We start from the raw sequence: 10,740 nt of genomic DNA on the forward strand, positions 1-10,740 counted from the left end.
CCCGAACGAGGGTTGGCGCCGCGCGCCCGGCGGGCCATTGTGTCGCGGAGCCCGCATTCGTGGAGGTTTGTTTCATTCGCCTGCCCGCCGTCCTGATGCCCTTCGCCAGCCCGGCCATCCACCTGGCGGCCCGCCTGGTCCGGCCGATGACGCTCGGCGCCCGGGTGGTGGCGATCGATGCCGAGGAACGGGTGCTGCTGGTGAAGCACTCCTACCTCAAGGGCTGGTACCTGCCGGGCGGCGGCGTCGAGCCGGGAGAAACCCTCGAGGACGCGGCCCGGCGTGAAACCCGGGAGGAAACGGGCGTCGCGGTCACAGGGCCGATGACGCTGCACGGGATGTTCTTCAACCGGCAGGCGTCGCGGCGCGACCATGTGGCGGTGTTCGTGGCGCGCGCCTTCGAGCGGCCCGCCACGTTGCCGGGGCCTGACCTCGAGATCGCCGAGCGGCGCTTCTTTCCCCTCGACGGGCTGCCGGCCGATCTGGCGGGCGCCACGCGGGCGCGCCTCGACGAGATCGCCGGACGGGCGCCGCGCAGCGCCGATTGGTAAGGCCGAGCCCGTATCGGCCGAGCCGGTACGCCTTTCTGGTCGCGTCGCCGGCCGTTCGATGGCAGAAGCGGCGAAACGCTTCGGAGAACCGATCGGGTGCTGGAACCAATCATCGCCGCCTTGGCGTCCGTCATCACGGCCATCATCGACACCACGGGCCATGTCGGCGTGGCGTTCCTGATGGCGGTCGAATCGGCCTGCATCCCGCTGCCGTCGGAAATCATCATGCCGTTCGCGGGCTACCTCGCCTCGACGGGCCGTTTCAGCTTATGGGCGCTGGCGACCGCCGGCGCGCTCGGCTGCAACCTCGGGTCCGCCATCGCCTATGCGGTTGGGGCACGGGGCGGCCGGCCGGCGGTCGAACGCTGGGGCCGCCGCGTGCTGGTGACGCGCCGCGACATCGACTGGGCCGAGCGGTTCTTCGCGCGGTACGGCGGCATCACGGTCTTCGTGTGCCGGCTGCTGCCGGTGGTGCGGACCTTTATCGCGCTGCCGGCCGGCATCGCCCGCATGCCGCTGTTGCCGTTCCACCTTTATACCTTCGTGGGGTCCTGGATCTGGTGCTACCTGCTGGCCTGGGTGGGGTCGAGCCTCGGCGACCAATGGGACAAGAACCCCGAACTGCGCGCCACCTTCCACAAGTTCGATGCCGTCATCGTGGTCGTCGTGGTTCTGGCCGGGGCCTGGTTCATCTGGCATCGGCTCGGGGCTCTGAAGCGCGAGCGGGTTTGAACCATGCCGGCTGACCCGCTGATCCTGACGGCCGCCTTCGATGCCGTGTCCGGGCCGTGGTTCCAGGCTTTGCGCGACCGGTATTTCCCGGCCAAGCTCAACATCGTGCCGGCCCACCTGACGCTGTTCCACGCCCTGCCCGGGGTGGAACATGACGCGATCCTGGAGCGCCTCGACCGTGAAGCCGGAGCCGTGCTGCCGTACCGCACCGGAGAACTCAGGTTTCTGGGTCGCGGCGTCGCCATCGAGGTGGTGTGCCCGGCCCTGATGGCGTTACGTCAAGGGCTCGTGGCCGCCTGGGGCCCCTGGCTGACGGCGCAGGACCGCCAGGGTTTTCGCGCCCATGTGACGGTCCAGAACAAGGTGAAGCCCGAGCAGGCCCGGGTCACGCTTGAGGCGCTGGCGGCCGGTGCCGTCGAGCAGACGGGCGCGCTGATCGGCCTCGACCTGTGGTGGTACCGTGGCGGCCCCTGGGAGCCGGCCGGCAGCGTGCGGTGGCGACCGGCCGACTGACGGTCAGAACTCCGACCAGCCCTCGTCAACCTCGGCCTCGGCCATAAGGGCCGTCGCGGCCCCGCCGGTCCGGCCCCGCGATGCGACGGCCGGCCGGGAGGCCGCCTGGCGGGGCGGATGGGCCACGGCGGCCGGGGCGGCGTCGCCGAGCTGGAAGCGTCCCATCGAACGCGTCAGCGCCGCGATCTCCTGGGCCAGGTGATGGCTGGCCGCGGTGGTTTCCTCCACCATGGCGGCGTTCTGCTGGGTCACCTGGTCCATCTGGGTCACGGCCACGTTGACCTGCTCGAGCCCGAGCGTTTGCTCGCCCGCGGCACGGGCGATCTCGCTCACGATGGCGTTGATCTCGCTCACCTCGCTCAACACGCGCTCGAGCGCGATGCCGCCCTGGCCGACGAGCGCCACCCCGTGCGACACCTGGGTGCGCGAGGCCGATACCAGCGCCTTGATCTGCTTGGCGGCTTCGGCGGAGCGTTGCGCCAGGGTGCGGACCTCCGACGCTACCACCGCGAAGCCGCGGCCCGCCTCGCCGGCCCGCGCCGCCTCGACGCCGGCGTTCAGCGCCAGCAGGCTCGTCTGGAAGGCGATCTCGTCCACCACGCCGATGATCTGCCCGATCTCGCCCGACGAGGCCTCGATGGCGCCCATCGCCGCCACGGCATCCTGGATGACCTTCCCGGATTGTTCCACATGGGCCTTGGCGGCACCCACGATGTCGCGCGCATGAACGGCGCCGTCGGCGGTCTTGCGCAGGGCGCCCGTCACCTCGCCGAGGGCCGCGGCGGTTTGCTCGAGGCTGGCGGCCTGGTTCTCGGTGCGGCGCGACAGGTCGTCGGCCGCGCCGGCGATCTCATCGGTGCCGCTGCGCAACTGGTCGGCATTCTCCACCACTTCGCGCATCGCGGCCCGCAGGCGGCCGAGCGCGTCGTTGAAGTCGAGCCGCAGGCTTTCGTAGTCTGGCGCGAAGGGTGTCACGATCTCTTGCGACAGCTTGCCATGGGCGAGGTCGGTCAGCCCCCTGGCGAGGCCTTGCACCACTGTGGCCTGCTGTTCGGCCGCGAGCGCCCGTTCGCGCTCGGTGGCCGCACGCTCGGCCTCGCGCTGGGCCGTCAACCGGCTCGCTTCGCCGGCCAGCCTGTCGGCGGCCAGCATGTTGTCCCGGAACACGCCCACGGCCGCCGCCATGGCGGTGATCTCGTCGCGGCCGCCGGTCGCCACCGTGGCGGTGCGATCGCCCGCGGCCAGCCGGCCCATCACCCCGGCCAGCCGGATCAGCCGGCGCGTGATGGAGCGGCGCACATAAACGATGCCGATCAGCAAGGCCGCCACGATCACCAGGCCGCTGGTGGCGGCGTTGACGCCGAGCGTCTGGCGCGTCACCGCAGCCGAGCGATCGACGGCCTTCTGGGCCAGGTCTTCTTCGGTGTGGACCAGCACCTTCACGTCTTCGCTCAGCACGGCAGAGCCCGCATTGAGGTCGTTCAGCAGCCCGTTGACGCGGCCGCCGATGTCGGTGGCCTGGTTGCGCAGGGTGAAGACGCCGCTCGGCCCGGCCCCGATGTCGAGCAGCGCCTTGACGAGCGGCGCCAGCCGGTCGGCGTCGGCGCCGCTGCCGAAGGCCTTCAGGCCCTTACCGAGATAAACCTCGGCCCAATTATACTGGGTGCCGATGTCCGACAGGGCGCTGTCGGAAGCGTTGGCGACCGCCGACAGCATGCCGAAGGCGAGATTGGCGTTGGCCTGGACGTCCATGGCGGCCTGAAGCGTCTTCAGGTCGGTGGCCAGCGTCTGGGTGGCGCCGCTGTTGCCCTTGCCGAGGGCGTCGATGTCGCCGCCGACCGCGGTCTGCAAGGCTTCCTGGAGCGGCCTGACGAAATCCATCAGGTCCTGGTAGCGCGACAGGGCTTCCCCGACCGCCACCTGCATCTTGTCGGCCACGCCGATCCGCTCGGCCGCGGCGGCCTTCAGGTCGGCGATCTTGGGCGCGAGGTCCCGGTTGTGCCGCTCGATCGCTTCCAACTGGTCCGGCACGCCGACCCTGCCCCGCAGGCGTGCGAGACCCTCGGCCTGGGCCGCCAGCATGCCGTCGATCTGCTCGGCGTGCTGGGCGAGGCCGCCCAGGCTGGTTTGCGACGCCAGCCCCGGGGCCTCGGCGGCCAGGATGGCATTCTGCCGGGCGAAGGACAGCGAGGCCGTGACGGTCGGCAAGGTGCGCGATCCGAGCGCGCTGACGATGCCGGCGCTTTGCAGCGAGAACCAGGACGACGATGCGCCCGCCACGGCGGCCAGCCCCGCAAGGCCCAGGAAGGCGGCGCTGAGCCGCGCCGCGATTCCAAACCGGACCGGTGCGGGTTTATGCGGTGCAGGCGACATCGGCTTCCCCTTGTTAGGGGTAGCCAAGCATCGACACCTGAGAGTGACGTTAAGGAAGCGGGGTCATCTGCGTTTCTCGCAGCGAAACCAGGCACTTTCGACCGGCAGGGTTACGGTTTGACCAACGGCGCCGGGCCGCGGCTGAGCAGGAACACGGCTTGCTCGCCCCAGATGTTCCACACCCACCAGGGCGTCGCGTCGCGCATCGGCCGGCCGGCACGGTCGAGCACCACGCCGCGTTCGATGCGGGCGCCGACCGCGGCGGCGAGATCGAGGAAATCCCGCACGGTGCAGAAATGGATGTTGGGTGTGTCGTACCAGCTGTAGGGCAAGCGATCGTTGACCGGCATGCGGCCCCGCCATGCGATGTCGAGGCGCACCCGCCAATGGCCGAAATTGGGGAACGACACGATGGCATGGCGGCCAATGCGCAGCAGGTTCTCGAGCACCACCTTGGGCCGCCGCGTCGCCTGCAGGGTCTGGCTGAGGATCACATAATCGAAGGCGTCGTCCGGGTAAGCGTCGAGGTCGGTGTCGGCATCGCCCTGGATCACCGACAAGCCCGTGGCGACGCAATCGTTGACGCCGCGCTGGGACAGTTCGAGGCCCCGCCCGTCGACCTCGCGGGTGTCGGCCAGCAGGCGCAGCAGCGCCCCGTCGCCGCAGCCGAGGTCGAGCACCCGGCTGCCGGGCCGCACCATGTCGGCCACGAGGCGATGGTCGCTGCGGGCGTCCGCGACGGTGAGCGGCGCCGGCCGGCGGATGCCGAAGGTTTGGCCGGTGATGCGGGCCATCATCTCAACCGAGGCCCCGGGCGCGCGCTGCGGCATCGAGGAAGCCCTGGCTGGTCGCCACGAGATCCGGGATGTCGAGCAGAAAGGCGTCATGGCCCTTGTCGGTCTCGATCTCGACAAACGACACCGAGGCACCCCCGGCATTCAGCGCATGCACGACGGCGCGCGAATCCGAGGTCGGGAACAGCCAGTCGGACGTGAACGACACCACGCAGAAGCGCGTCGCCGTGCCCTTGAAGGCATGGGCCAGCACGCCGCCGTAATCGGCCGCGAGGTCGAAGTAGTCCATGGCGCGCGTCATGTAGAGGTAGGAATTGGCGTCGAAACGGTCGACGAAGCTGCGCCCCTGGTAGCGCAGGTAGCTTTCCACCTGGAAGTCGGCGTCGAACGAGAAGGTCGGGGCGGCGCGGTCCTGCAGGCGGCGGCCAAACTTCGCATGCAGGGCCTGGTCGGACAGGTAGGTGACGTGCGCCGCCATGCGGGCGACCGACAAGCCCTTCTCGGGGCGCGTGGCGGCATCGATGTAGCGGCCGCCGCACCAGTCGGGGTCGGCCATGATGGCCTGCCGGCCGACCTCGTGGAAGGCGATGTTCTGCGACGAATGGCGGGCCGCGGTGGCGATCGGCATGGCGGCAAAGACGCGTTGTGGGAACAGTGCCGCCCATTGCAGCACCTGCATGCCGCCCATCGAGCCGCCGGCGACACAGAACAGCGTGTCGATGCCGAGGTGGTCGACCAGCATGGCCTGGGCCCGCACCATGTCCCGGATGGTGACCACCGGCATGTCGAGCCCATAAACGCGGCCCGCGGGATCGAGCGACGCGGGGCCCGTCGAGCCGAGACAGCCGCCGACCACGTTGGAGCAGATGACGAAATAGCGGTCGGTGTCGATCGGCTTGGCTGGGCCTACCAGGACGTCCCACCAGCCGGGCTTGCCGGTGACCGGATGCACATTGGCGACATGCTGGTCGCCCGTCAGGGCATGGCACACCAGCACCGCATTGGATCGGTCGGCATTCAGGGTGCCATAGGTCTGGTAGGCGATCGTCAGCGGAGCCAGCGGCACGCCGGAATCCATCGCAAGCGGCTGGTCGTCCGGAAAGCTGACCACGAGGCTCGTGGGCGTATGGGTTTCCCGGTGATGGTGGATGCGCGCGGCGGCAAAAGGCGATGCCACGGAAAGTCCCTCGAACGCGTTCGGTATATCGAACATCTTGTTCGAAAGAATGGACCCGTAAAATGGGCGAGTCAAGCAAAGCAGCCAAGCTGACCAGGCTAGCCTGAAGCGCCGCAGCCCTTGCATGACTGCGCCGTGCCAGAGCACGGTTCCTATGAATGTCTCCGCCGTCATTGCGAGCGGAGCGAAGCAATCCAGGAACGCGGCGTCCCTGGATTGCCGCGGCGACGGCGTCGCCTCGCAATGATGGAGAGGGAATTTCCTCCCCGTCCCGTCGAACCGGTTAGCGCGACGCCTTGTAGAGCTTGGTCGCGATCTCGAACATTTCTTCGGGCGCGTAGTCGGGCGTGAAGGCCGAGGCGACGCCGGTCAGGTCGTGGATCTTGCCGCCTTCCGGCATGCCGTCCACCACCTCGAGCTCGCCCGGCGGGTCACCGGGGAGCGCGCCCTCGCTGCTGTTCCACAGGCCCGCGATCGACTTGTAGTCGGTCTCGCTCCAGGTGTAGAGGCGGCGGTGCGAGCCCTCGTCGAGGTACTTCTGACACTCAGGAATCTTGCTGAGGTTGATGTTCGGGGTCGGCAGCATCTTCTCGATGGCAACGCCAGTGATCTGCTTCAGGGCCAGCGCATAGGAATGGGCGTGCACGGAGCCGCGCACCAAGAGATAGCCGCAGACCTCGCGGCCCGTGTCGGTCTTCATGGTCTCGTAAACCCGCAGTTTGTGCAGGCGGGCACCGCATTCCAGGTGGAAGTTATGCAGTAGGTCGACCACGACATTGCCCGTGGTGGTAACGAAATCGGTGTTCCAAGACACGCCGCCGCTGTTCACTGGCGTGGCGCCACCCGCATTGGCCAGAAACGACTGGGCCAGCCGGATATCCTGCATGTCGGCCCAGGGCGCGTCCGAGATATCGGCGCCCCCCTTCTCGTTTTCCGGCTTGTCGGGGCCGTTGGCCAACATGACAACGCCGTTCGACACGAGCTCGACATGGCCAAGTTCTTCGGCCGTGATGCTGGCGACAAGATCATAGAAGGGGCGCAGCTTCGACTTCGAGCGGAAGTTGAAGCTTTGGAACATGTAGTTGTTGAGGGTCGACATCTCACCGTACTTGCCGCCCAGGAGTTCCTGGAGAGCCGCGGCCGCATTCGGATCGGCCTTCTTGGGTGCCGGAAGTTCGGCTTGTAGCTTGTCGACGCGCATAAACATTGGCTGGCCCCTTGTGGTTAATCAAAGGGCCAACGTCTCGTTTTCCGCATGGGTCCGGGTCAGGGGTGCGTCATGCTGACAGCCCCCGGCTTCCGCTCGCCAGGCTGGCGCGGTATCTGGCGCGGGAACCGAGAGGATGACCATGACCGCATCGACCGAAAAGCCGCCTCTCGACGAAGAGGTCATCGCCTTCGCGGGCAAGGTGTTCGGCTATGCCCGCGTCGGCGAGGTGGACACGCTCACGACCTTGCTCGAACAGGGCATGCCGGCGAACCTGCGCAACCACAAGGGCGACAGCCTGTTGATGCTGGCCGCCTACCATGGCCATGCGTCGACCGTCGCAGCCCTGATGCGGCATGGTGGTGACGCCGAGGTCGCCAACGATCGTGGACAATTGCCGCTCGGTGCCGCGGCCTTCAAGGGCGACGCCGGCGTGGTGACGGCGCTGCTCGACGGCGGGGCCGCGGTGAACGGCGCCGGCCCGGATGGCCGCACGGCCCTGATGATGGCCGCGATGTTCGACCGGCCCGGGCTGGTCGAGATGCTGCTGGGGCGGGGCGCCAATGCCGCGGCCCGCGACGGCCTTGGCATGACGGCGCGCCAGCTGGCCGAGAAGATGAACGCTTATGCGACGCCGCGCATGCTGCCGGCCGATGAAGATCTGCCTGATTCGCCCTAAACCAGGCCGATTTCAGCCCCCCTCGGGGATCTGCGGGCTCACCCAGCCGAGGCCGGGCAGGCCGGTCGAGGCGGCGCGGCTCTGCAGCGTCCGGTGATGGGCGAACATGCGTTCCATCTGCACGTCGATCGAATAGGGCGTCGCGAGCGCATGGATGGCGGCGGGGTCGAGGCGGTCCGCCGCCACGGCGTCGCGCAGGTCCGCCAGCGCGTCGACGAGCCGATCGAGGCAGGCCGCATCGGGGTCGGTGCGCTCCACCAGGGTGCCGCTGATGCCGGGCACGATCAGCGGATCGTATTGCGGCAGGCGGATCGCCGCGAAGGGCCGGCCGACCGACAGCATTTCCAGGAGGTAGCAGGGCATCCCCTCGAAGAACGAGGTCAGGATGCCGGCATGGCTCCGGGCCGCGATGGCCGTGACCGCATCGGCCGGCTGGTAGCCGTGCCGCACCGTGAAGGGCGCGATGGCGGCGAACTCCGGGTAGCGGTCCGGGTCGGTGGTGCCGACGTAATGGAACGCGACGCCGCCACCGAGTCGGCGGTGCAGCCCGGCCAGCGCGCGAAACATCAGCCCGGGGTCCTTGAAGCTGTCGAGGCGGCCGGCGAACATTACCCGGAAGGTGCCATCCCAAGCCGGCATCGGCTGCGGGGCGAACACCGCGGTGTCGACCGACACGGTCATCACCTCGGCGCGCCGCGCCGCCGCCGGGTAGAGCCGCTCCATGCGGCGCACGATATTGGCGTTGACGCAAAGGATGCGCGAGGCCAGGCGGAAGGCCAGCCATTCATTCGCCCGGTGCACGAACCAGAACCGCTTGATCAGGCTGTCCATCGCCTGATCCTTGGCGCCTTCGCCATGCACCATCTGGATCGCCGGCAGGCCGAGCAGCCGCGCCAGGCCGGCAAATTCGAAGCGCTGCAGGTCGGCCGTGGCGGCGCGGCCGGCGGCGCGGCGCACCGCCCAAAGGTGGCGCAACACCCCGCAGGCGAACCGGAAGGTGGTCGACTGGCCGAGGCTCTTGCCCGGCAGGTTGATGCTGTCACGGTCGATATGGGCGACCGGCAGGAAGTCGATCGAGCGATCCCCCACGGTGACGCGCCGCACGACGCCGAGGGGGCTGTCGCCGAACTCGTCGACGCCGACAAACAACACCGAGAAGTCGCGCGGGTGGCGGGCCAGGATCTGGCGCACGTGGGTCTCGATGCCGCCGAGCTTCGAGCCGCGCGGGTCCATCGGGTGCAGCACGCAGAGGCGGAACGGCGTCGCGGCGACGGACGGGTCGCTGCGTGCCGGCCGCTCCGTGCGACCGGCCATCATGCGGGCCAGAAACATCGCGCAATCGCCGTAGCGGGCCGCGAGGCGGCGCGGCTCGCTGACGAGGCGCCACAGCCATTCGGCCCCGAGGACCCGCACGGCAAGCGGCGCCCGCCGGGCCTGGCCCGACACGAAGTCGAGCGCCGCCCCGATGCACAGGAAGCCGATGCCGGGAAACTTCGCCGTCATGGCATCGGAAAACAGCTCCTGCTTCGGCGCCCCGAGCGCCACAAAGCAGAGCCGCGCGCCCGAGGCCGCGATGCGCTCAGCCATCGCATGGGCGGCCGCAGAGGTGGGGTCGAAGCCCATCGGGGGCGCCTCTGTGCCGCGGATGTCGAGGGCGGGGAAGCGGCGCAGCAGCGCCGTGGCGGCCGCGTCGAGCGACGCCGTCGAGGAGCCAAACAAGAAGATCGGCACGCCTTCGCGCGCCGCGGCTTCGCAAACCGGCAGGATCATGTCGGCGCCCGTGACCCGCTCGACCCGCGCGCCCTGGCGCCGTGCCGCCGCCGCCACCGGCCAGCCATCGGCGCTGACCAGCGTCGCCCGTGCATAGGCCGAGCGGAACGCATGGTCGCGGTGCCGCTTGACCAGATGGTCGAGGTTGAGCGTGAAGAGTGTGAACCCTTCCCCGCGCCGGCACAGGTCCATCAGGCGTCCGACAAGGTCGGACATGGTGGCGACGTTGATGGGCTGGTTGTCCACCATCGCCAGGGGAGTTTCGGCGCACTCCACGGACATCGTTGCATTCCATTTCCACGCAAATTGCGTGACGGGAATGATGTGCGCATCGCCGATCGAAGACTAGAGGGTCGGCCGGCCATCTTCGGGACTAGGGCAAAGCCCGTGTTCTTCGATGCTGGCGAAACCCGAATGGTCGGTTAAGCTTTGCTTTACTTGAGATTATGAACGGTTGTTTACCGTGTTTGCGCCGCCAGCGCCTGGCGCTCCTGCAGCAGCGCCACCACGGTGGCGCGGTCCTGGGCCGCCGTGGTGTTCCAGCGCGCCAGATTGCGCTCGGCCGCCGCGACGAAGCGGGCGCGCCAGTCGGGGCCGGACAGCGCCGCCCCGATCGTCGCGGCGGCGCCGGCAGGATCGGCGGCATCGAGGATGACGCCGCCCTCGCCCAGCACCTCGCGGAACACCGGGCGGTCGGGCGCCAGTACCGGCAGGCCGGCATATTGGGCTTCGAGCAGCGGCAGCCCCAGGCCTTCGTCATGGGCGGTGGAGATCAAGGCATCCGCGGCCTCGACGAGGCGCCGCACGGCGTCAGTCGGCTGGTAGCCGTGCAGCGTCACCCCGGGCCGGGCCGCCAGGGCCGCGGCATCGACGCCCCAGCCCGGGCGGCCGACGATGTCGAGCGTCGCTCCCGGGTGGCTGGTGGCCCGCAGGGCCTCGACGAT

At 69.1% G+C, this 10,740-nt stretch carries 10 protein-coding genes; 4 read left to right on the forward strand and 6 right to left on the reverse strand.

Features of this window, described 5'->3' with window-relative positions; all coding sequences use genetic code 11:
• Positions 1 to 59 precede the first annotated feature (59 nt).
• The 3 genes from P7D22_RS05225 (at position 60) to P7D22_RS05235 (ending at position 1,796) form a co-directional block, all read left to right on the forward strand.
• Positions 60 to 551 (forward strand): NUDIX domain-containing protein, encoded by a 492-nt coding sequence (locus P7D22_RS05225; protein WP_319933153.1) that lies wholly within the window; start codon positions 60 to 62, stop codon positions 549 to 551.
• 96 nt (positions 552 to 647) lie between these two features.
• On the forward strand, positions 648 to 1,283 hold the full coding sequence (locus tag P7D22_RS05230) for a DedA family protein (protein WP_319933154.1): 636 nt from the start codon (positions 648 to 650) through the stop codon (positions 1,281 to 1,283).
• 3 nt (positions 1,284 to 1,286) lie between these two features.
• The gene (locus tag P7D22_RS05235; RefSeq protein ID WP_319933155.1) at positions 1,287 to 1,796 is read left to right on the forward strand and encodes a 2'-5' RNA ligase family protein; all 510 of its coding nucleotides are present in this window, start codon (positions 1,287 to 1,289) and stop codon (positions 1,794 to 1,796) included.
• Between the two features lie 3 nt (positions 1,797 to 1,799).
• Here P7D22_RS05235 and P7D22_RS05240 read toward each other — a convergent pair whose 3' ends face one another.
• From P7D22_RS05240 to P7D22_RS05255, 4 genes are all read right to left on the reverse strand, one after another.
• A complete protein-coding gene (locus tag P7D22_RS05240; protein ID WP_319933156.1) occupies positions 1,800 to 4,169 on the reverse strand; it encodes a HAMP domain-containing methyl-accepting chemotaxis protein in 2,370 nt (789 codons plus the stop codon).
• Between the two features lie 110 nt (positions 4,170 to 4,279).
• A complete protein-coding gene (gene metW, locus P7D22_RS05245) occupies positions 4,280 to 4,963 on the reverse strand; it encodes a methionine biosynthesis protein MetW (protein ID WP_319933170.1) in 684 nt (227 codons plus the stop codon).
• A 4-nt stretch (positions 4,964 to 4,967) separates the two neighbouring features.
• A complete protein-coding gene (gene metX, locus P7D22_RS05250) occupies positions 4,968 to 6,041 on the reverse strand; it encodes a homoserine O-acetyltransferase MetX (protein WP_442916029.1) in 1,074 nt (357 codons plus the stop codon).
• 382 nt (positions 6,042 to 6,423) lie between these two features.
• Positions 6,424 to 7,347, reverse strand: a complete 924-nt coding sequence (locus P7D22_RS05255; protein ID WP_319933157.1) for a manganese catalase family protein — start codon at positions 7,345 to 7,347, stop codon at positions 6,424 to 6,426.
• Between the two features lie 142 nt (positions 7,348 to 7,489).
• On the opposite strand from P7D22_RS05255, the gene P7D22_RS05260 reads away from it, so the two are divergent.
• On the forward strand, positions 7,490 to 8,026 hold the full coding sequence (locus P7D22_RS05260) for an ankyrin repeat domain-containing protein (protein WP_319933158.1): 537 nt from the start codon (positions 7,490 to 7,492) through the stop codon (positions 8,024 to 8,026).
• A gap of 12 nt (positions 8,027 to 8,038) precedes the next feature.
• Here P7D22_RS05260 and P7D22_RS05265 read toward each other — a convergent pair whose 3' ends face one another.
• Both P7D22_RS05265 and P7D22_RS05270 read right to left on the reverse strand, forming a co-directional pair.
• A complete protein-coding gene (locus P7D22_RS05265) occupies positions 8,039 to 10,078 on the reverse strand; it encodes a WecB/TagA/CpsF family glycosyltransferase (protein ID WP_319933159.1) in 2,040 nt (679 codons plus the stop codon).
• 176 nt (positions 10,079 to 10,254) lie between these two features.
• Positions 10,255 to 10,740, reverse strand: a 486-nt coding sequence (locus P7D22_RS05270) for a glycosyltransferase (RefSeq protein ID WP_319933160.1), incomplete at its 5' end; no start/stop codon positions are given.

The organism is Lichenihabitans sp. Uapishka_5 (genome assembly GCF_033947565.1).
Classification (GTDB): Bacteria; Pseudomonadota; Alphaproteobacteria; order Rhizobiales; family Beijerinckiaceae; genus Lichenihabitans.